Origin of the sequence: Clostridioides sp. ZZV14-6009, assembly GCF_020658095.1 — a bacterium.
GTDB lineage: Bacteria > Bacillota > Clostridia > Peptostreptococcales > Peptostreptococcaceae > Clostridioides.
This window is the reverse complement of sequence record NZ_JAGWDG010000010.1, coordinates 50,122-73,637: the sequence shown is the minus strand read 5'-3', so window position 1 is coordinate 73,637 and position 23,516 is coordinate 50,122. Positions and strand designations below refer to the sequence as shown.

Sequence of the window (23,516 nt, the reverse complement as noted above, 5' to 3'; positions counted from 1 at the left end):
TTATGCTGTTATTGACAATTACCTCAGTTATTGTGTTTATTCATATTAAATTTTACAAAGGGTGCAATTATTAAGCACCCTATAAATTTATTTTTTTAAGAAAGCTAAAAAACAATAAAAATGTCTAGCTCATATCTATATTATAATTTTTGATTTGCATATTTCAATGACCATGGGCAATTCACCATACATTTTAAAACACAAAAACATTTAGAAATATCAATTATAGACTCTCTTCCCCCTTGATGAGTCCAAGCATTTCCATGTATAGCTTTTGCAGGGCATTTTTCTACACAAACATTGCAATCACCACATTTTGAATCAATCAAAGGATGCTTTTCAACAGAAATTGGTGCATCTGTAAGTACTGTACACATACTAAAAGCACATCCAAATTCCTCAGTGATAAATAAATTATTTTTTCCCATGAATCCAATACCACTAATATTAGCTATTGTCTTGTGTGGTAAAAGGCTAATACCTGATTGCATCTTAGGGTCAATATATCCTCTTTCAATGTATCTATGTTCTATATTATTTTTTTCTGATTGAGCATAAGCACTATAACCTTTTGTTTGAAGATATTCAGAAATCCAATCAGCTAGTTTTTCCATCTTTTCCTCTTTTTCCAAAAACTCATCACTGTCTGTAGGTAAATTATTGTATATATCTTTAATAAACTTCTTTGACAATCCTATACAAAATAAAATTGCCTTAGAAAAACCTCGTGTTTGATTTATTGGAAATTCAGATATATCAACAAAACGAATAATGTCTACACATTCGTTGTACAAAATAGATTTCAACTCATCATTCATTTTTGACTCCTTTCACAGTTAATCAAGTAAGAAATAGCTTTATATACTAATAGATTCTGGCGTTTTATTATGTTAACCAATACTTTGTACACTCTTTATTTCTACTCATAAAACCATATTCAATTAAATATCTTCTAATCGTTGCAAAATCATAATATATAGACTCTAAAATTTGATTAACTTCTTTTTCTGAATATTGCTTTCCTTGCTCAAATTGTTCTAAAATTTTAGACAAAATAACAACTTTTTTCTTTTCTTTTGATGAAAAAACTTTTAATTTTAGAGGGTTCATACTTTCAAATGATGTTTCTAAAATGTGTTTTCTTTCTTCTTCAGTTACTACATATCTCTCATCTACCATTTTGGCATGTTCGTGGATTGGTATTATAGTACTATCTCTATTAGATTTATCTTCAAATACAGATTCATATAAAGCCAAGTATAGCTTAGCTTGTTTTGCTTTTTCTCTAAACATAAATTTTTGATGACGTATTGTAGAGGTAGATACTCCAAGCTCTTTTGCAATTTCTTTATCTGATAAATCACTAATAAATAATTTAAATAATTGTTTTTGATTATCAGTTAATGTATTGTACTTTGAATCATTATTGACTAATTGTTCCAAATAGTCACCATGTTTTAATTTTGTATGCAATTCAATAGCTCTTGATGCTTCAAAAAATCTGTCACCAACTCGGTATATTTCTCCTACTTCATATGTTTTTCCACAAATAATGCAACTATAGCAATTTAAGTCTGCATTGAATACATAACCTTTTTTGATATCTTTAATAGAAAGATTTTCAATCTTCATATTATTCACCTCCATCATATAGTTTATCTTTTTAATAAACATATCATACTAAAGTTTATTATTATTGTCAACATTTCTATTTTAAGTTTATATAAATCATGTGTGTCTAACTTTTAAATTACAATGTATCTCCAAACAATATATTTAAATCTCTATTTGAACAATTACTATTTATAATTAGGTATTTTTCTATCTAAATATAAACGTACAAAACTAATTACAAAAAAATAAAAGGAACTACTCAATTTAGAATCAAGCAAATCCCTTTTTATCTAACATATTTATATTAAATTTATATAGTACAACTTTATATTAAATTTACATTGTACAACATAAGTTTATAGACAGTAATCTTTTATTTTATACTTTTTATTTAAACTCAATTACAGTATCTTTTCCACCCTCTACACTATTACCTACATTATATGTATTCATATTGTACTCTGAATGATTAGTTATTGTAACTGGAGTAATAAGTGAGATACCATTTGATTCAATTAATGAACGGTCAAATTTTAACATTGGTGCCCCCTCTTTTACTTGGTCTCCTACACTTACTAATGCTTCAAATCCTTCACCTTTTAAGTTTACAGTATCTAAACCAACATGAATAAGAAGTTCCATTCCATTTTCTAGTTCTATAACAAATGCATGTTTAGTTTCTGCTACAACTGCCACCTTACCATTAGCTGGAGCATAAACAATATCACCTGTAGAATCTATAGCTACACCTTCGCCCATAAGTTTTTGAGAAAATACAGCATCTGGTATTTTAGATAACTCTATTACCTTTCCTGATATTGGTGATTTTATTGATTTTTTCTTAAACATTTTAAACATAAAATATACTCTCCTTTTTACTTTTAACCATTATTAGCTGCCTTTAGTTTTTCACCTAGACTTCCTCCTGGATGATATTTATAAAAATCAGCTGAGTCAAAATTACTGTTTTTAGATAATGCACATGCAATAGAATCTCCTAAAACCAAAGTAATTGTAGATGATGTTGTTGGTGCTAAATTTAAGTGGTCAGCTTCATCCTTTGCAGGATATATTAAAGCATAATCGCATTCTTTTGCCAATACTGAATTTCTATTTGAAGTAAAAGCAATCGTTTTAGAACCTATTGCTTTAACGTATTTTATACAATTTACAACTTCCATAGAATTTCCACTATTTGAGATTAAAATTGTAATATCTTGACTTTCAATCATTCCTAAATCTCCATGTACTGCTTCTGTTGCATGTACAAAAAAACTTGGTGTACCAGTACTTGCAAATGTAGCTGCCAATTTTTTACCTATATGTGCAGATTTACCTACACCCATAAAAATCACTTTACCTTTACAGTTTGCAATTTCATTAACTATATTTTCATATTCAATACCTGCTTCATCTATTAAACACTTTATAGCATTCATTTCAGTAGTCATAACATCAACCATTGTTTTTAAATAGTTCATAATCATCTCCCCTTCTATATTAAATATTTTCTGTAATATAATCTATAGTTTTTTTAATTCTATTTAAGCCATCTTCAAGTTTTTCTCTTGAACATGCAACATTTAACCTTAAATAAAACTCACTTTCTTCTCCATATACCTTGCCTGCCATAATAGCAACTTCACCAATATCTATTAATAGATTTTGGAATTTTTCACTGCTTATTTTAAGCTCAGAGAAATCAATCCAAGCAAAGTAACAGCCTTCTGGCATAACCAATTTTAATGGATTTAAATTATTTTCTATATAGTTAATTGTATATTGAAGATTCTCTTTAAGGTATTTCAATAACTCATCTAGCCAATATTCACAGTCATTATAACAAGTCATTGTCCCCAAAATAGCTAGTATAGCTGGTGAATTTACAAAATCACGATATCTAGTTATATTTTCAAACTTAGTTCTTGTCTCTTCATTTGGTATAATGACATATGACCCAGTCAATGCTGGTATATTAAAAGACTTAGATGCTGATGTACAAATAAATATAGACTCTAAATAATTGTCTGCCACATTTAAAACAGGTGTCATTTTATTATCATATACAATATCCATATGTATATCATCTGATATTATTTTTACATTATTCTCCTTACAAATCCTTACCATCTTAATAAGCTCTAATTCACTCCACACTCTACCTGTTGGATTATGAGGATTGCATAAAATAAATATCTTAGAATCTTTACATTTTTTCTCAAAATCCTCAAAATCAATAGAGTAAAATCCATCCTTATTTATAAGGGGAGATTTTATAATATTGCGATTGTTATTTCCTATTACTTCATAAAAAGCATTATACGCAGGAGTATTTATTAATACTTCATCACCTTCATCACTAAAAATTTCAATGAGTTTACTAATTAAATACATTACACTTGGACTGTAATATATCCAATTGCTATCAATACTACAATTAAATCTCTTAGAGTACCAATTTCTGATAGAATCTCTAAAATCATCGTGCTTCCATCTGCTATATCCTAATACTCTATGATTTAATCTTTCTTTCAATACTTCTGTTATCTCATTTGGAAATTCCAAATCCATATCTGATATTGTAAAAGGAAGTAATCCTTTTTTTCCAAATCTATCTTCTACATAATCCCATTGGGTACAATATGTACCCAATCGGTTTACTTTTTTATCAAAGTTAATCATTATATGCCTCCAAATGACCTTCCATCGCCTTATCCATTTGCTTTCTTAAAGAGTACACTTGAGTACCTATAATTACTTGAATTGTATGTTCATCTAATTTAACAACAGCTATACCACCAGCTTCTTTAATTGCATCTTCATTTATTAGTGATACATCTTGTAATTTTAAACGTAATCTAGTTACACAATTGTCTAATGATAATATGTTAGATTGCCCTCCTAGTGCTGCTATCATTTGCTGACCTTTGTATGTAGATAGATTTTTAAAATCTGAACCATTCCCTTCAGAAACTTTTATTTCTTTATCTTCACGTCCTGGAGTTTTTATATTAAATTTAAGAATTGCCCATTTAAATACAAAGTAATATATTGCAAAGTATAAAGCTGCTACTAATACTGCTATTGGCCATCCTGTAGCTGTTCCTCTCAATACTCCAAAACTTATAAATGCTATTAAATCTCCTGTGAATCCCATCAATACACCCAAGTATGGAAGTACCATGTTTGCTAAACCATTCATAAATGTATGGAAAGCAAATAATGCTGGTGAGATAAATAAGAATAAAAACTCTATTGGTTCACTTATACCACCTATAATAACTGTCAACACTCCTGATATTAGAAGTCCTTTAAGTGCTTTTCTATTTTCTGGTTTTGCTGTACGATAGATAGCTAATGCTGCCCCAGCTAAACCATATTGAATCATTAATTTCCCTTGCTCCATTTTACCAGCTAAATCAAGAGGTATAATCTGATTATTCTCCACATATGCCATAAACATGTTCAATGTTCCAAAGTATGTTTCTCCATCAATAACAGCAGTTCCACCTATTGGTGTAAAACGGAATACAGATGTTACAAGGTGGTTTAATCCAAATGGTATTGTAACCCTTTCAGCTACTGCATATGAGAAATATCCTAATGGCCCTGCTGAAGAAATCCATCTTCCTAAACTTTGGAACGCATTGAAAAATGGTGGCCAAACAATAGGTATTAATAAACCAACGATACTCATAACTATTAAACTAACAATTGGAACTAATCTTGGTCCACTGTAGAATCCTAATGATTCTGGTATTTTCAAATTACTAACTTTATCATACATTGCATAAACAATTAAACCTGCTATAATACCACCTAAAACACTTGTGTTATATGTCTGTATACCCATAATCATAGCTTGACCATTAGTTGACATTTGGTCTGCTGCTACTAATAAATCAGCTCTTGTTAAATAAAAATTTGTACCTATATGCATTGCTATAAATCCTACTAAACCTGAAAATGCACCAAACTCTTTTTCTTTTTTTAATAATCCTAGTGGAATTGCCATTGCAAATAATGCCCCCAAGTTATTAAATGCAAATAATCCTATTGTTAACATAAAATTTAAAATCATATTAACATATTCATTTCCTAGAAATGGAACCATTGCAATCATCTTAGGGTCTGTAAAACCAGCCCCAAGACCTAGCATCATACCAGAAACACTAAGTAGTGCTATTGGGAACATAAACGTTTTTCCTAACATTTGGAAGAAATTCCATAGACCTAACTTATTTTTTTTCATATTTTCACCCTCCTATTTTTATATAAAAAACATAATCTAATTTATAGAAAAACCTAAATCAAAAAACTTAATCTAATAACTAAGTTCAATGATTTAGGTTTTGCCTGCTCAACCAGTTACAACCCTAAAAGCCATTGTCTATATTTAATAAAAAAGCCTAAATCAAAAAACTTAATCTAATAACTAAGTTCAATGATTTAGGTTTTGCCTGCTTAACCAGTTACAATCCTAAAAGCCATTGTGTTTATTTAATAAAAAAACCTAAATCAAAAAACTTAATCTAATAATTAAGTTCAATGATTTAGGTTTTGCCTGCTTAACCAGTTACAATCCTAAAAGTCACTGTCTGTATTCAATAAAAAAGCCTAAATCAAAAAACTTAACTAAAATTAAGTTCAATGACTTAGGTTTTGCCTGCTTTATCAGTTACAATCCTAACAACCACTGTTTGTTATTTTATTTATATGAATCATTAGATATAATTCTTCTTCTTTACTAATTTTATATTCAAATCTGTCTAATACCAATGCTGCAATTTCTTCAGTACATACTTTAGGTTTATTATAGTTTTTATTTACTAGTTTATACATATCTTCAACATCACTATCTTTGTAAGTTTCTTTTCTTAAAATTCTTTGAACGAAAAACTTTAAGTGAGTTATAAGCCTAGAGTAGTTCAGTGAATTTACATCTAATTTAAATCCATGTACTTCTTCTATTATCTGAACAACTTGTTTTGAAAACTCTAGTATATTAATACCTTCATCTTTTTGAGAATTTTCTAATCCATTGATTATATGAATAGCAATATATCCTGCTTCATCTTCAGGCAACCTTATTCCTATCTTTTTTTCAATTTCATCAATTGCCCATAATCCAAATTCAAATTCTTCTCTATAAAGTTGTTTTGTTTCATTCAGTATCAAATTAGGTAATTTTATACCCTGTTTTTCTCTTTGGACAGCGAATTCTATATGACTAGTTAAAGCCAATATTATTGAATCATTTACTTGAGTATTTAAAACTTCATTAGCTTTTCCTATAATTTCATCTGAAATTTTAAAATATTCAATTGAGGTTTTATTAAGTATTTGATTGTATTTGTCTTTTTGATTATCTTGAACAAAATATTTCTTAGAAATCAAACTTTCATCTATCAAATCTCCTACTTTTTTCTTGAATCCAACTCCAGCACCAGTTACAATTATCTCTGTGCCATCTTCTAGGGAGCTTACTACTACATTGTTATTAAATATTTTTTTTATATTCACTATAAATCCCCTCTGAAAAAAATGTTCCATCACACTTACATAGTATATTATATTTAATTTAATGTCAATATTTAAAATTTTACTTTCGCATATATTTTGCATTTTACCCTATAATACTACAATTACAAAACATTTTAACTAGCCGAAACCAAATTGTCGTTTTTTGTATTTTTTTCATTTAAATATATTTAAATGTTTTATATCTATATTCAATTCTTTAAAGTTATTCAATATTTTTTATTCCAATATATATCTTCCAGTATTTTCAAGTATCTTAATGTGCATTCATTAAGTATTTGTTTAAATTCAGATTATATTGCATTATAAGTTTTTTTAAAATAGGTATACCCAAAAATCAGATTAATATAAAAGATTCTTTATATGAAATTTTCCTCAAATATTTTTTAAATTATATTTTTATTTCATATTTACGAATAGATTTCATATTTTTTCCTAAATTGCTGTAAATACATTAATATTTTAATACCTTATATAATATTTTCCAATTATTTATAATACATTTTTTCATTAATTTTCTATAATTAAAACTTTATCACCTCTAATAATACCTAATCAATTATAACATTTAACATTTTATGTAAAATTTATAAAAAAATGTATATAATCTAAAATAAGTGACTATACTAAAAATATGATACGGATAACCAATAAGTTCAACCTATCTCCCCCAAAATAGAATGAGCTACAGTTCCCCCCAACTGTAGCTCATTTTCGTGTTATTTAGGTGTTTTTCATATAATTTCAATCTAAAACAACTTCTATAACAGTATCTTTATATTTGACAGATACATACTAAAATACTAGAATTAAAGAAACTCATGTTAGCTTTTTTTATTAGGTCTTTAAAAAATTTACTATGGGTTATTACTTATAAAATAGGGGGATTTAAATGGAGACAGAACGATTAATCATTCGTCAGTTTTCACCTGACGATTGGCAAGATTTGTTTGAATATTTATATGTTCTTTTAAAGATAAAAAGCATTATCACAAAATTATGATAATGCTTTATTTATGTTAATCTATATTGTTATCTTTACTTTTTATAAACATCAAGTTTCCATTATTTATTCCCCATATCTCATCAGCAAATAAAGCAACTTCCTCTGAACTTGTTGCTATTATCACACATTTATTATCTTTATGTGCCAAATTGTAAAACACATTTATTAGACTTTCTTCACTTTTATCATCTGTGCTTTCTATAATATCATCACATACTATTAAGTCAGAATTATTAGATAATGACCTAGCAATACACACTTTTTGTTTATCATAATAAGATAAGTTTTCTACTCTATCCATTACTTTTTCTTTATCAATTCCTACCTTTTGTAGAATTTTATATACTATTTCCTTTTTATTCTTTTTCTTATTTTCACTAATTCTCATTGGTAAAAACATATTATCCAAAATAGTTTCATTATTTAATAAGTTATAATCTTTAAATATAGCTCCTATATCCTTATTTCTATACATATCCTTATTTATATCTCTTAAATCCTTGCCCTTGTAAATAATACTTCCATCAGTATAATCATCAAGACCTGATATTATAGATAACAAAGTACTCTTTCCTGCCCGAGGCTTTCCTATAATAACATACATTTTTCCAGCTTCAAATTTGGCACTTACATCTTTTAATACATATTTATTACTTCCCTCATATTTATAATTAACATCTATCAGTTCTAGCATTACCAATTTACATCACCTAATTTCTATCATAAATTATCTGTATTGGTTTATATATAATTGTACTATATACGGCTACTATGCCAGTTAATAATATCAATATTATCGCTACAATAATTATCTTAAATATCAAATTTGGAATTAATTTATCTCTTAAACTTTTTATTTCTTGTTTGATATCATCACTATTTATATCTATATTTTTATATTCTCTACTGTTCAGTAAATCAGCATTATGTATTACATTATATTGATTTTGATATTCAAAAACATAATTTGATATTTTTGAAGCTGATATACTTACAATTCCTCCTCCAAGTATAAGGCACACTAAAGTTATAATAATACTTTCACATATGAAACTCTGAACTATCTTAAATTTAGGCATTCCAATTAATATTAACACACCAATGTAATACTTTATTTTTTTTATTGCTATTATAGAATTTATCATCAATAATATCGAACCTAATATTAATATTCCAAGCGTAACTGTAAAAGCTATATTAGACAAACGTTGCATTGGTGCTATTAATTTACTGTACGCAAACTCATCTATAGTAACTTTATAAATGTCACTTAGACCTTTATCTCTTATCTCTTTCTCAAAATCTTTTCTACTATTAGAGTCTCTCAATAAAAACCTAGCATTTGTATAAATTATTGGATTTTCCGATTCAATCTTCTTTTCAAATTCTACTAGAGTATTGTACGTAGTTAATATACTATTATAGATACTTTCATCTTGAACCATTTCTATCTCTTTATCATTCTTAGTGTCTTTTTTCTTATATATTCCTACTATTTTTAAATTTAGTTTAGTATTAATACTATAATCACTTAATAGAGATATCGTATCTCCAATTTTTAACTTATTAATATCAATAAATTCTTTACTTACCATACATTCATTATCTTTTTGAAATACTCTTCCTTTTACCTTCTCCAGGTTATAGTGTTTAAAACTTTCATTCTTTTCTGTATATCCTATAATCCCATAATTTTTAGCCCTCATATCATCATCTACGATTTGCCTGTCATCATTAGAATTATATTTGTTATCATCAAAGTGTGCTGTGATATTTCCAATAAAAGATACTTTTTTTACATATTTTGACTTTGCAAAATTTAAATAATCATTTACACTCAAGTTACTATATTTTATCATAGACTTTCCTGAATTATCCTGAACAAGTTTTTTACTATCAAGCTTAATTTGAACTTCTGATTCAAATTTTTTCTCATAATTTTCCTTTATCACATTAACGTTCGAATTTATTATTGAGGAAATCAATATTGCTAAGACCATCAATAACATAACAACTACACTAAATGAACTACGCAATTTATTTCTAAGTAAGTTTTTGATTGCATTATTTAAAATATACACTTCACATCTCCTCTTACCAATTCAATAATGTCTTAGAATTATTATATCTATCTTAATTTGTTACTTATATTCTTTAAATACTAGATAAAAAGTTGAACCTTTACCTTCTTCACTTTCTACCCATACAAATCCGTTACATAAATTACATACATGTTTTACTAAACTAAGACCTATACCATATCCATCTTTATTTAATTCATTTATTCTATATCTGTCATAAAATATTTTTTTCATACTATATTTATTCATTCCAATACCATTATCTTTTACTGATACAATAACGCTACCTTTTTGATTTTTCACATTTACGCAGATATCTTTACCTTCACCATATTTTATTGCATTGTCCAAAAGGTTAGATACACCTCTATAAATCCACTTTTCTTTCCCATAGATACTCATATTTTCATCTTCATCAAAATCAAAACTTAAATTATCATATATTTTAGAATAGTGGTCACATACTTGCGCACATATTAAAGCTATATCAACTTCATACATATCTTCATTATTTTTTGTATCACTTATTGCAAGTACATCTTCTACAGTATTTGAAACATTATTAAGAGTATTTAACAGTTCTTCATTTCCACTTAACTCTAAACTTGTTCTAAGTATTGCTATGGCATTTTTTTGTTCATGAGATAAATATGAATTTAATCTTTTATAATCTTCAATATGAGAATCAAACTTATCTTTTAAATCTTTATATACTTTAGACATAATGGGGTCTATACTCAATACTTCGTCTTCATCTTCTATATTATTTATATTATTTAATATCCCCATTCTTTCTTTAAACTCTAATCTATTCAATATTGCTAAAAGGATAAAGTTAGAGGTTACTATAAAAGCAAAAAACAACATTATAATTATATTAAAATTACCATTAAGGGCAAGATTATAATCAGAAATTAATCTTTCATCTAAAGTATTATCTTCCATAGTGTTATAAGTATTATCTATATTTATTCCATAATATGCATTTGAATCACTAGCCATTAATTCTTTACTTGTATTAGATATATTTATAATATATTTCAAACCTACTGTAAAAATTATAAAGACTATAACAGAATATAAAATTAAAACTATAGTTTTTTTATCTTTTAATCCTTGCATATAGAATATCCTATCCCTCTAGTAGTTATTATTATCTCTTTTCCTGCAACTTCTCTTAATTTCTTTTTTAATCTAGCTATATGTACCCTTAATACAGATGATAATGGGTCAAAGTATTCATCATAAACATGTTCTGATATATCTATACTTGATACGATATCTGGATATCTACTTGCAATATATTCTGCTATATCAAACTCTTTAGTTCCTAGACTTACTTCTTTATCATACACGTACACTTTTCTAGATGATGGATTTATTTTGACAGGACCTGCCTCTATATTTGGATTTGTCCTACCATAAAATCTTCTTATAACTGCTTGTATCCTAGCTCTCAATTCTATAATTTGAAAGGGTTTTACTATATAATCATCAGCTCCTAAATCAAGCCCTTTTGCCAATTCATTTACTTCATCTCTTGCTGTTACAATTATTATAGGTGTATTTAGATTATTACTTCTAAAAAATTCTAATATCTCTATTCCATCTTTATCTGGTAAGTTTAAATCTAATAATATAGCATCATAGTCATTTATAAATGCTTTTTCTTCTCCATCTAATCCACAATTTGCTATATCTACTACTAATCCTTCATTTTCCAACCCTATCTTCATATTATAAGAAAGCTCTTTATTATCTTCGATTATTAATACTCTCATATAATCATCTCCTAAATAAAATATCAACTTATTCATTATATATAATGAATGTTTATTGAATGTTAATTATACTTTATAATTATTTAATTCTTATATAAAATCTAACCCTATTATTATTCAAATACTCACACTTGTCAAATTTATGCTTAATTACTATTCTATTTAATATCTCTACCAATATAATTATTAACTTGTCCATCATATTTAATAAATCCAAAATATAGATTAATAAGAATTAATTAACAAAATTCTTTATAAGAACATAACCTATATTAAACAAGCTCTTAACTAAAACTTGAGTTTGTCAAATTTTAAAATACGAAAGAGAATCATTTATATGCTATTAAAAATTTGGCTTTTAAATAAAAATTTTTTATTCCTTTTTAGTAATAGATAAGTAATAGCTAAAAAGACAATTTTATTGCACACTTAAAAAAGGGAGGTCTTACAATATTCTTAAATTATAAATGAGATACCCTTTTTTATTTACATATAGATTATTTAATACTTTGCAAAAAAAGTGAACTCATCTGATAGAATCCACTTTTTTCTGTAGTCAAATCTTTATTTTGAAATAACTTCTTTTAGTGTTGGGAGTGTATTAAATAAATAATACCTGTAATTTTTATTTTATTAACTTTAAATGCCTCTTTCAATATTGTATAAAACAACAATAAATACTTATAATAATTTCAAATATCTGTGAAAATTTATTAACTATATTATAATTATAAACTTATGGTTATAACTACTAGCACTACTATTTACTTTTATTTAATAAGTATCAACAAGTACAGATTTCTTTATTTTCTGTTTATCTAAATGTGAAATTGCACTAGATACAGCAGTTTGACCTTGCCCTGCTGGTCCACTTCCTATTATTACAATGTCATATCTCATAATCTCACCTATTTTCTAATAACCTTTCTTTTTTCTTTTATATAAATAATATATCAATAGCCAACATCACTGACAATTAGGCACTTATTTGTAACTACATAAATAAATCTTATAAATAAAAAAACTCATTTTATAATGAGTTTTTTTATTTATATATATGATTTAAATTAATTACATATATGATTCAATTTTATTTTTTAAATTATCTTTAGGTATAAACCCTATTAATCTATCTATAGGTTTACCATCTTTAAATATTATTACAGTTGGTACTGTAGACACTTCAAACTTTTGAGCTAATTCCATACTTTGGTCTATATCTACTTTTAAGAAATTTGCTTTTTCAGTCATATCATTTCCTAAAGCCTCGTATACTGGTGACAACATTTTGCAAGGTCCACACCATGTAGCAAAGAAATCTACGACTACTAACCCTTCTTTGTTTTCCACTTCATTTATAAATTCATTGTTATTTATTATTTTTGCCATAATATATATCTCCTTTATTATTTTTATTGTTTTCTTGATATTAATATACTACGACTTATGTACTAGTTCAATTAGTCACTTTTTTGTAATCATTCATTTTTAACATTCTTAAGATTATCATTATAGTCAAACATTAATTAAATTTATTTATGTCAATACTTTTTATACACTATTTATGCTATCTATCCTACACCCTAAAGGAGTGGGTTTTCCGCACTAGATTGTAAGTTCAGCAGTCACTTATGTAGTAATTATAAAAATCTGTAAATTTTATTTAGCTGTTAACTAAATTTGAACTTCATTTCAAAAATACACTATAAAACTTTTCTAATTTGTAACTTAATTTTTTACTTCATATGATTGACAATTATATATATACATTATAAAATAATATTAGTACCTACTAAGGTAGTTATCATATTTTTATTAAAGGAGTTTATATATGGATGCTATAGTTAACGAACTACAAAACATAGGATTTACCAAATATGAATCACAAATCTACATATCATTACTAAAGGAAAACCCTCTAACTGGATATGAAATAAGTAAATTATCAGGTGTACCACAATCAAAAGTCTATGAAAATATAACAAAATTACTTAACAATAATATAATTATCAATATTGAAACTGACCCTATAAAATATGTACCTATAAACCCTAATGAATTACTAAAAAGTAAAAAAGAAGAATTCAATAATTCTATGGACAAACTAGAAAACAACTTACAGATATTAAATAAAGGAAAAAGTATAGAATATGTTTTAAACATAAAAGGCTCTAAAAATATATTAAAAAAAGCAATCGAAATGATAAATAATGCCAAACAAGAAATTATAATTTCTTGTTCACATGAAGAAATTCTCAACCTAAAAGATGAGCTTTTAACTGCTTCTAAAAAAAATATTAATGTTGAAATACTACTTTTGGAAGATAAAAATATAGAGGGTCTAAGCAACGTTCATATCCATGGAGGTAATGAAGCTACACTTAAAAATAAAAAACTTTATAAAGGTATTCTTTTAATTGTAGATGATTCTGAAATATTAACAGGAAATTTATCTGAAGGTGATGAAGCTATTTCAATTTGGACAAAAAATTCTAATATTTTATATATTGGAAATCAATACATACAACATGAAATTTATATTTCACAAAAAATAAAAGGGGGTCTTAAAGATGAATAAAGTTAAAATCAAACAAGTTGATGCATTTACAACTATACCTTTTGGAGGAAATCCTGCTGGTGTAGTCACAGATGCATCCAATATTTCTGACGAAATCAAACAGAATATAGCAAAGGAAATGAATTTATCAGAGACTGCATTTGTCTCAGAATCAGATGTGGCAGATTTCAAGGTTCAATTTTTCACACCTGGCTTAGAAGTTGACTTATGTGGTCATGCTACAATAGGAACATTCCATGCTCTTTTAGAAGAGGAAAAACTTGATGCTAACAAGAACATCTTTTATCAAGAGACAAAAGCTGGTGTACTATCTGTAGAACTTAAAAAAATAGATAATGAAAACATATTTATGATGGAACAAAATCCTCCTAAATTCGAAAATCTAAATAGCTGTAGAAAAGAACTGGCACAAATGATAGGTGTAAAAGAAGATAGACTTCTTGAATATCCAATTATGAAAGTAAATACAGGAATTTGGTGGCTTGTCTTTGGATTAAAGTCTCTAGATGATTTAGAAAATATTTCTCCAGACTTAAATAAAATAAAAGAATTTAGTGCTGATAATAATTTAATTGGAATAACTCCATTTTGTGTAGAAACTCTAGATAAAAAATGTGACTATCATTTAAGATCTATAGCTCCATATGTAGGAGTAACAGAAGACCCTGTATGTGGAACTGGAAATGCTTGTGTATCATCTTATATAGTACAACACAGTATTTTAGATAAAACTGACTTTATTGGTGAAGAAGGAAACTTTATAAATAGACCTGGAAAGGTATATGTAAATATAGCTAAAGAAAACAATGATATCTCTTCTGTAAAAATTGGAGGAAGTGCCTATACTATTTTAAGTGGAGAAATTGTGTATTAATACTTTATCTAATTTAACAATAAATAAAAATACTAGTCTTAATTGACTAGTATTTTTATTTATATATTTTGTTTAACAAATTTATTTCACTATACATCATGTTAAAAAGTAACACTTTATATGATTATTATCAATTAGCTATATATCAATCTAATACAATATAACTATCATAGATTAATATACATAGTATAGTTATTTACTGATTATTTATCATCCTCAACAAGTTTATTTAATGTCTTGTCAAATAAGAATAATAATATAGCTGCAACAAATAGTATCACTGGAATTATAGTATATACTTTAATCATCTCAAACTTAAGAGTAAATGCATATATATATCCATATCCTTGACCAGCTATGAAAGTAGCAAATGTCCAAACCCCCATAAGAACACCTAGAAGTTTTTTAGGAGCATACTTACTTACAAAAGAGTTACCAAGTGGTGAGAATAACATTTCCCCAAAACTTAGAAGTATACCAAACATAACTATCCATATTATACTAGCTTTAGCAGTTTCAGGAGCTCCAACACCTCTTGTAAGCTCTGCTCCAACAAGCATTAAGAATGCAAGCCCTAAGAATATTAATCCAAGACCTGTCTTTTTAAATAAACTTATATCACCTTGTGGTCTACTAGCAAGCTTAAACCATAATGCTCCAAGAACTGGACCTAGTACAATACATACAAGTGCATTTAATGAGTCGAACCAAGCAAGAGGAACTTCAAACCCTCCAATAGTCATGTTTACAAATGCTGCACCATAATCATAAACTGCAAGATAAGTTAGGTACCAGAATAACCAGAAAACTACAGAGAAGAATGAAATAAGTATAATAGCCCAAATTCTCTTCTTATCCATACTTGTAAGAGGAGTATTATCTTTTTCTTTAACTTTCTCAGCTACTACACCTTCTTTAAAAGGTCTTTTCCCTGCATTTCCAAGGAATCTCCATCCATATGTGAACCAGATTGCACCGATTACACAAAGAACAGCTGCTATGAAGAAACATTGAGAGAAACCAAGTATTCCATTTTTAGCAAATGTCTTAAGATAAAGTATACCAACTGCTGTTGTTCCGATGAAAGAACCTATATTAACAAAAGAATATTGTACAGAGAATGCTGTATCAAGTTCTTCTTGATTATCAAAAAGTTGTCCATTTACTGCTGATACATTTCCTTTAAAGAATGCAGTACCAATTGAAACTAGAATTATCATTGCATTTACCATAGAAACTGTAGTTGCAATAGAACCAAGATAGTATCCTACCCCCATGATAAGCATACCTATAGGTATAGTATATCTAGCTCCTATCCATCTATCTGATATATATCCTCCAATTATTGGTGCGAAATATGTGAATGCAACAAGGTTAGCTTGCATTATAGCTGCTTGTCCTTTATCTATTCCAAGACCACCTTTAACAATAGCTGTTGTAAGGAATATATAAATTAAAAACTTTGCAGAATAATATGCTGCTCTTTCAAACGAGAAAGTTGTTGCACAGATATAAAATCCTATAGGGAATTTACCCTTTTTATTTACTGTTGTGCTCATAAGTTTAAATCCTTTCTTAATTGTATTTTTATATTTTCTACGTTTTATCCAGACTCTTTCTTTTAATGAAAGATATGGTGATATTGTTTTGTAAAACAATTCGTAATAATTATTAAGATAATTGCGTTTTTATTTGTAGAATCTAGATGTTTTCATGGCATAAAGATTAATATCTTTATTGTCAATAAATTTAAATACTATATCTATAAATTTAAATTATATAAATTCATTATTGTCAGGTATATTTATAACCTGTTATCTTTATAAATTAACACCACAAAAAACCAAACTATAAATTATTAGTTCATTAATTATTATTTAGCTTAAATACAATATTGCCATAACATAATGGATAATTTTATATCTAACTTCTAAATTCATCACTCTAGCAATTTTTTCTAATTTAACTACTCCTAATTAAATGAAAAAATCTTCACTATATGCAATTCTTATTTTTTTACTTGATAGTATTTTACAAACTAAATTCCTCCTTTTGTGGCAAATTGCGTAATCATATTACTATTGCCTTTTTAAAGGAGTTTTGAATAAAGCAACATGTATTTATTCAAATTAAATACTGTCTTTACTTGTTTTTTAAATTTCTAAATACTTCATTCAATTACTTGTCAACTTAAATAAATAAACTACTATCTATTCACAGATTAAATTTATTTCTTATTAAATATACACATGCATTCTGTGAATCTAAATATAAAAACTGTTGTTTTAAAGTGATTACCTAGATATTCGCTTTGATATTATTAATTGAGGTGATACTATTTATAATTTATTAACCATAAAATACCTCAACTTGAAAACTTTTTCACGAATATTTATTTTTCACCTCCCTTTATTTATTTCACCATGTAAATCGTACCATAAACACATACTTATATGCAACAAAAAAATAAGAAAAAAATCGAATAATCGACAGTAAATAATTAGAATAAATCAAATTATACTTGTCAAGTATATTATATAAATTTTCCGTCTGGAAATATAAGTTAAACTAAGCGTCAAAATAGTTTTTTAGAGATGAAATTTTATTATTTTATGGATTCATATTATTTATTAGATAGGTTTTTGATATGCAACTTATATTACTTAGACTATACGACGTCAAAGAGCATTTGTTATTTAAGAAACATTATCAATAATAAAATTAAAAAAAAGAATATTCTAATCAATTTTAACTAACTATTTTTAATTTTTAAATGATTGTTATATTTTTAATTAACTTAATAAATTTAAATTCTTCAAAATCAATTATTTTTTATCTGTTAACTCAACATTTACTTAATTAATATAGAAAAGTTTGATTAAAAACAAACTATAGTAATTATTATATATTACTCTTTTAGAAATAATCTAAATTTTGTATGTCTATAATTTTTCAAGTTACACTATAAATATACAACAAATATATCAATTTAAATTATAAAGGTATATTTAGTCTTATTTTGTCGATTATATTTATAATGTACTCTTCTAAACTAAAAGTATTTATCTAATCTATATTTTCATGTATGAAAAATAATTAATCCTTAAATATCTAAATTGTATTATTTATAATAAAATGTAACTTATGTTTATATTGGTATAATTCCAAATAATTTAATGTTAATATTTAAAAATATCTTAGTAATATACTTAATTCTAGCAATAATATAAAAATAATAAGCTGGATAAATATTAAGTTCAAAGTGCGTTTATATGAAACTAAAAATAATATTTTTTACAGAGAGATTAAAACTATATGTAACTTAAATGAAGCTATTTTACTTTAGTAAAATATAAATTTTTACGATATAGGTAAAATTAAATAAGGTGACTTCTATTTAATATAGTAGCCACCTTATTAATCAACACTAAAATATATTTTATATTGTCATATACTTTAAACGATAATACTCTTATAATATTATTAATTTTACTTCAGATTTCCAGCATGCTTATTAAACTTACCATTCAATCATCCCCTTGATTAAAAAGTATATTCAATAATAATTTAATTTTTTAAGAATTGTATATTATAAACATCATTTTAACGATTCCTATAATATTATTATATATTCAGTTTTTAATAAAAGCAATGTGAATAAATAATATTCTGAAATAATTAAAAATAGCAATAAAATATTCATAAGCACTTATTGTAAAATTATATTTAAATATTATTTTATTTTTTTTATATTTTTAACTATGCTATACTTTTTAAGTAGGAGATAATATAAAAAATACTTTATTGCGGTATATGACTTGATATATATGAGGTAACTTCATCAGGAGAAATATTCAAAACAGTTGCAAACTCTTCATTTAATAATCTTTCTGCTTCTTTCATCATATTATCATCTGCTTGATGTGATTTTTTACCAAGAGATTTTATATGTTCTTTATTACAGTATATACTTCTTATTAATTTAAGTAACTCTTCACACTTACCACTTCTAAGCATCACTTTAAATTGCTCACTTCTCATTTTTTCATTATCTATCCAGGATGTATCCATATTTGGTATATCACTTATTAGCGAAGCCACAGTAACTTCAGAAAGTATCTTTCTCATTGGAACTTTCTTATTATCAACAGGTATTTTTATTATTGTATTATTAGAATAAAGGGGACTTAATACATAATATTCTTTTTGTACACCATTTGTAATTTTTTCGTTTGTTATGTCCAAAACTTTACAAACACCTGTCATTCCGTACATTATATAATCATCAATCTTAAACACAAAACCTCACCATCCTTAACAAAAAATAGTTTTGACAACTGAATTTACATCATCAAAACTATCTACTATATACTAATTGTACCATATTTTAAGATTTTAAGCTAAGTAAAACTTTTATTGTTTAAATAATAAAAAATACATTGACTATTAATCTATGTATTTTTTATTAATTTTGATAGTGAATAAACCATAACAATCGAACAAATCATAACAATCATATCCAGTATAATATTTATAAAATTGGTGCTTGGCTATTCATTGAGTATCCATCATTTCTAACATCATTTATCTCTAATGCATCATCTTTTGTTTCAACTTTACTAAGTTTTTTAACTGCTCCATAATGCTCTCTCAGTGAAAGTTTATCTCCATTTCCAGAAATAACCCATAAAACTTTATAACCTCTAGGTATTACTTGTAGCTTATTTTCACCCTTACCATCAGTAAAGTAAACTAATAAGTTAATCTTTTTATTATTAGCATATTCGAAGACTGGAGTAAATTTTGTGCCTCCACCTATTTTAACTCTATCTTTTATATCTTTTATAGTTTTTGCTTTATATACACGTCTAATTTCACTGTCACACTCTATAATAGTAATTTCATGATTATAATTTTTAACTATATTAAGAACTTCTTTAATTGCTTGTTTAAATTCTTCATCACTAATACTTCCACTTATATCAATAGCAACTGCTATTTCTGCTTTATGACTTCTAAGTTCTCCTCTTAAATCTAATCGGTTAGGCTGTCTTCTATTTCTCCTTGTTATAGTCTTCTTTTTGTTGCTTTCAACTGTTCCCATTAATCTACTAAGATATAAATTCCATGGTAATTCGCCTTTACTATTTTTAATGGCTGCTATCATATTTTCCAAGTGTGCTGGAATCTTACCTTTTTGAGAACTATCAATAAATTTTTCTGTAAATTCTCTAAGAGTTCTTTCATCTATATCATCGGATTCTTCCCATATATCATGAGTTTTTTCTGGACTATAATCAGTTTCTATATTTCCATACTTGTCACTATCATCTTCTTCACCATCTTCATCTTCTTCTAACAAATCTAATTCAGTTTGAATCTTTTCTACATAATACTCAAAAGGCTCATACGGCTCTAGTTTTAGAGAATATTTCAGATTTACCCATTCTAAAGTAGTAGCATATGGCGGTAAATTATTCAAATATTTGTTTACTACTATATCCATTGCCATATTAATGGCTAATGTACTATACTTTCCTTTTAATTCTTTTGCTCTCACTAAATGCACAGATACTATATGATAAATTTCATGCTTTATTGTACTTTCCATTTGTTCTATATTGAGAGTTAAAAAAATTATTGGATTAAAGTATATGACGTATTTAGCTCCTTTAAAATTCACACCTGTAGGACTACTTATATCGAATCGTATCTCTCTTGACATCTGAAACAAAAAATATCCATAAAAATTATCTTTTTCTTCCATAAGGCTTAAATTAACTTTATCTACTAGACTAAAAAATTCATCTTTAAAATCTTTTGGTATATCCACCTCAAATTTCTCATTAGCACGATTTGCCTTTAGCATAGAATGAGTATTTATAATTTCACTAGCTTTAATATAGAGTTCTTTTGCTTGCTTATCAAAATAATTTTCCATATACTATCCCCTTATTAAACGATATGACTCAAAGTAAGATTTTACAAACTCTTCATTTTCTATAGCTTTTTTATACACTTCAATATAGCTATTTCTAATATCCTTCATAATTCCTATCATTAAATCTATCGGATATATTTTTAAGAACTCAATAAACCTATCAATATAATATTTTGATTTATACTCGTCATTTCTCATATTTAATTCTAAATTTTTTAGAATATTTATTGCTGATAGATAAAGTCTTGTATGGCTTTCATTTTTTACTCTTTCTACAAGATGTTCATCAATAGTATCACCTAAAAAAACATCTTCATAAGATATCAATGGGCTGGAATCTGATTCAATAAAACTTATAAACTCTTCTGCTATAACCTTACCTACATTCCCCTTTATAACATTTAAAAATACTGCTCTAGGAATTGATTTCTTTTTATCCTTATAAACTTTATAAATTTTAGAAACTCTTTCATAACTTCTCGGAGTTGCTCTTATGTCATCTTCATTTGTTTTATGCAGATATTCTGGGAAAGTTGAAATAAACTCTATAATCTTTTTTTCAATGCCTTCATCTATTGCCCATTTCAACCATTGTGTATGGTCACTCTCCATATTTAACCAAACAAATCTATTTTCTTGAGCTGAATCCATATCTACAACTTGATAATCGAAGTCTGAACCATATTTACTTGATGGATTCATTGCTGCTAAAATCTTTACATCATCATGTAACTTATATCCATTAATCTCTCTATTTAAAATTAGATTCATAAGTTCTTGTTGTACAGTATGCTCACAACGATTTATCTCATCTATAAATAAAATAACTGTTTTTCCTTTAGATATTTCTTCATCAATTTCTCTTAGTTTATTATGAACAGCATATACTGTCGTTTTCTTTTCTGTCTTATATCCATTAGAATTAACTCCTACATAAGATTCTATAGTTGGAAGACCTCCTATTTCACCTTCTTTAAGTAGATTTCCATCAATTACAATCAAACTCCAATTATTTTCTTTAGCAAGTTTTTTTGCTAGAGCTGTTTTTCCTATTCCACTTTCACCAACTATTAGAGGTACTTCTCCAGTGGATAATATTAAGTCAACGCTTTTTAATGTATCTATAAAATTCATTTTTTCTCTCTCCTACATAATTTTCAATTTTTCATCTACAGCTATTTTTTTTGCTGTTTTACTTCCATATTTATAAATAAACATCATCTTGTCTATTGCTATATAGTCACTGTTTCTATCTATAATATTACAATTTAAAAAATCTCTAATATACTTTTCTTCAACATCTTCTTTTGATAGTACTTGTTTTAATACTTCTTCTAGCTCATCCTTAGATATTTTTTTTACAATATACTTAATCACTAAAATATTTACTTTTAAAAATTCTAATATTTTATTCTTATCTAAATTAGTTATAAAGTTAATAGCTGCCTCATTATTCTTAATAGCTATAAGTTCTGTATTATAACTAGGAGAATCTATATATCTTAATGCATCATAACTTATTTTTACTGCCTCTTCCTGTACACTTTCATAAGGTTGTTTTATAAACTTTATTGAATCATAATTTTTTCTTACTGCTAATAATTGTAACTCTTCACTTGGATTTTTAGAATATTTAATAGCCCACCCTGCTTGATTTATAGCTAATTTAATCACTTTATCAGTTGGATTTTTTATATAGTCTAATATACTCCATCCATCATTTACTGCTTTTATCATCATATCTTCTGTTGGGTCATTTATAAATTTAATTGCTCTAATATTGTTATTAATTGCTAATTCTTGCATCTCTCTGGTTGGATTATTTATATATTCTAGTACAAGTCCGTTTTCTTTGATAGCTAGTAGTTTCATCTCATCAGTTGGATTATTTATAGTTGCTATAATATTAGGATTATTTTTTATCATTTCAATAACTTTTGACTTTTCCATAATATGCCTTTCCTTCTATAGTTATTTTTATTTGTATATTAATATAATAATCTATTCCTATCTATATAATTGTTTCTTATTATAATAAATATACTTTTTAAGCAAGTTTAAACAGAATAATTATACCAATTTTAAAAAAAATTTCTAAAA

General features: G+C 26.2%; 20 protein-coding genes. 2 read left to right on the top strand and 18 right to left on the bottom strand.

Annotation, left to right across the window (positions count from 1 at the left end; genetic code table 11):
* Positions 1-140: 140 nt before the first annotated feature.
* From KGF36_RS13220 to trxA, 13 genes are all read right to left on the bottom strand, one after another.
* Positions 141-818 (bottom strand): epoxyqueuosine reductase, encoded by a 678-nt coding sequence (locus KGF36_RS13220; protein ID WP_227829619.1) that lies wholly within the window; start codon positions 816-818, stop codon positions 141-143.
* Positions 819-885: 67 nt separating this feature from the next.
* Positions 886-1,632, bottom strand: a complete 747-nt coding sequence (locus KGF36_RS13215) for a DUF2087 domain-containing protein (RefSeq protein ID WP_227829620.1) — start codon at positions 1,630-1,632, stop codon at positions 886-888.
* Positions 1,633-2,001: 369 nt separating this feature from the next.
* Positions 2,002-2,472, bottom strand: a complete 471-nt coding sequence (locus KGF36_RS13210; protein ID WP_227829621.1) for a PTS glucose transporter subunit IIA — start codon at positions 2,470-2,472, stop codon at positions 2,002-2,004.
* Between the two features lie 23 nt (positions 2,473-2,495).
* Positions 2,496-3,095, bottom strand: coding sequence for a KpsF/GutQ family sugar-phosphate isomerase (locus tag KGF36_RS13205; RefSeq protein ID WP_227829622.1), 600 nt, complete (start codon positions 3,093-3,095; stop codon positions 2,496-2,498).
* Positions 3,096-3,114: 19 nt separating this feature from the next.
* Positions 3,115-4,296: a MalY/PatB family protein gene (locus tag KGF36_RS13200; RefSeq protein ID WP_227829623.1), complete on the bottom strand. Its 1,182-nt coding sequence runs from the start codon at positions 4,294-4,296 to the stop codon at positions 3,115-3,117.
* Positions 4,289-5,866, bottom strand: a complete 1,578-nt coding sequence (locus tag KGF36_RS13195) for a PTS transporter subunit EIIC (RefSeq protein ID WP_227829624.1) — start codon at positions 5,864-5,866, stop codon at positions 4,289-4,291. The genes KGF36_RS13200 and KGF36_RS13195 overlap by 8 nt, the downstream gene beginning before the upstream one ends.
* Positions 5,867-6,300: 434 nt before the next feature.
* On the bottom strand, positions 6,301-7,137 hold the full coding sequence (locus tag KGF36_RS13190) for a PRD domain-containing protein (protein WP_227829625.1): 837 nt from the start codon (positions 7,135-7,137) through the stop codon (positions 6,301-6,303).
* A gap of 1,037 nt (positions 7,138-8,174) precedes the next feature.
* Positions 8,175-8,855, bottom strand: a complete 681-nt coding sequence (locus tag KGF36_RS13185; RefSeq protein WP_227829626.1) for an ABC transporter ATP-binding protein — start codon at positions 8,853-8,855, stop codon at positions 8,175-8,177.
* Between the two features lie 16 nt (positions 8,856-8,871).
* Positions 8,872-10,242, bottom strand: a complete 1,371-nt coding sequence (locus KGF36_RS13180; RefSeq protein ID WP_227829627.1) for an FtsX-like permease family protein — start codon at positions 10,240-10,242, stop codon at positions 8,872-8,874.
* Positions 10,243-10,302: 60 nt separating this feature from the next.
* Positions 10,303-11,364 (bottom strand): sensor histidine kinase, encoded by a 1,062-nt coding sequence (locus tag KGF36_RS13175; protein WP_227829628.1) that lies wholly within the window; start codon positions 11,362-11,364, stop codon positions 10,303-10,305.
* The gene (locus KGF36_RS13170) at positions 11,352-12,023 is read right to left on the bottom strand and encodes a response regulator transcription factor (protein ID WP_227829629.1); all 672 of its coding nucleotides are present in this window, start codon (positions 12,021-12,023) and stop codon (positions 11,352-11,354) included. The genes KGF36_RS13175 and KGF36_RS13170 overlap by 13 nt, the downstream gene beginning before the upstream one ends.
* Before the next feature lie 774 nt (positions 12,024-12,797).
* On the bottom strand, positions 12,798-12,923 hold the full coding sequence (locus KGF36_RS20240; protein WP_255287840.1) for a hypothetical protein: 126 nt from the start codon (positions 12,921-12,923) through the stop codon (positions 12,798-12,800).
* Positions 12,924-13,094: 171 nt separating this feature from the next.
* Positions 13,095-13,412 carry a thioredoxin gene (trxA, locus tag KGF36_RS13165; RefSeq protein WP_227829630.1) on the bottom strand — a complete coding sequence of 106 codons (318 nt, stop codon included), beginning with the start codon at positions 13,410-13,412 and terminating at the stop codon, positions 13,095-13,097.
* Between the two features lie 442 nt (positions 13,413-13,854).
* Here trxA and KGF36_RS13160 point away from each other — a divergent pair, with 442 nt between their 5' ends.
* Both KGF36_RS13160 and KGF36_RS13155 read left to right on the top strand, forming a co-directional pair.
* Complete coding sequence (locus KGF36_RS13160; protein WP_227829631.1) at positions 13,855-14,601, top strand: helix-turn-helix domain-containing protein; 747 nt, start codon at positions 13,855-13,857, stop codon at positions 14,599-14,601.
* Positions 14,594-15,475: a PhzF family phenazine biosynthesis protein gene (locus KGF36_RS13155; protein WP_227829632.1), complete on the top strand. Its 882-nt coding sequence runs from the start codon at positions 14,594-14,596 to the stop codon at positions 15,473-15,475. The genes KGF36_RS13160 and KGF36_RS13155 overlap by 8 nt, the downstream gene beginning before the upstream one ends.
* A 203-nt stretch (positions 15,476-15,678) precedes the next feature.
* Here KGF36_RS13155 and KGF36_RS13150 read toward each other — a convergent pair whose 3' ends face one another.
* The 5 genes from KGF36_RS13150 to KGF36_RS13130 all read right to left on the bottom strand — a co-directional run bounded on the left by KGF36_RS13150 (position 15,679) and on the right by KGF36_RS13130 (position 23,366).
* Complete coding sequence (locus KGF36_RS13150) at positions 15,679-17,034, bottom strand: peptide MFS transporter (protein ID WP_227829633.1); 1,356 nt, start codon at positions 17,032-17,034, stop codon at positions 15,679-15,681.
* A gap of 2,242 nt (positions 17,035-19,276) precedes the next feature.
* Positions 19,277-19,774 carry a CarD family transcriptional regulator gene (locus KGF36_RS13145; RefSeq protein WP_227830047.1) on the bottom strand — a complete coding sequence of 166 codons (498 nt, stop codon included), beginning with the start codon at positions 19,772-19,774 and terminating at the stop codon, positions 19,277-19,279.
* A 232-nt stretch (positions 19,775-20,006) separates the two neighbouring features.
* Entirely contained in the window at positions 20,007-21,416 is a 1,410-nt protein-coding gene (locus tag KGF36_RS13140; protein ID WP_227830048.1) for a VWA-like domain-containing protein, read from the bottom strand.
* Between the two features lie 3 nt (positions 21,417-21,419).
* Positions 21,420-22,550, bottom strand: coding sequence for an AAA family ATPase (locus KGF36_RS13135; protein ID WP_227830049.1), 1,131 nt, complete (start codon positions 22,548-22,550; stop codon positions 21,420-21,422).
* A 12-nt stretch (positions 22,551-22,562) separates the two neighbouring features.
* Positions 22,563-23,366: a hypothetical protein gene (locus KGF36_RS13130; protein ID WP_227830050.1), complete on the bottom strand. Its 804-nt coding sequence runs from the start codon at positions 23,364-23,366 to the stop codon at positions 22,563-22,565.
* Positions 23,367-23,516: the final 150 nt, after the last annotated feature.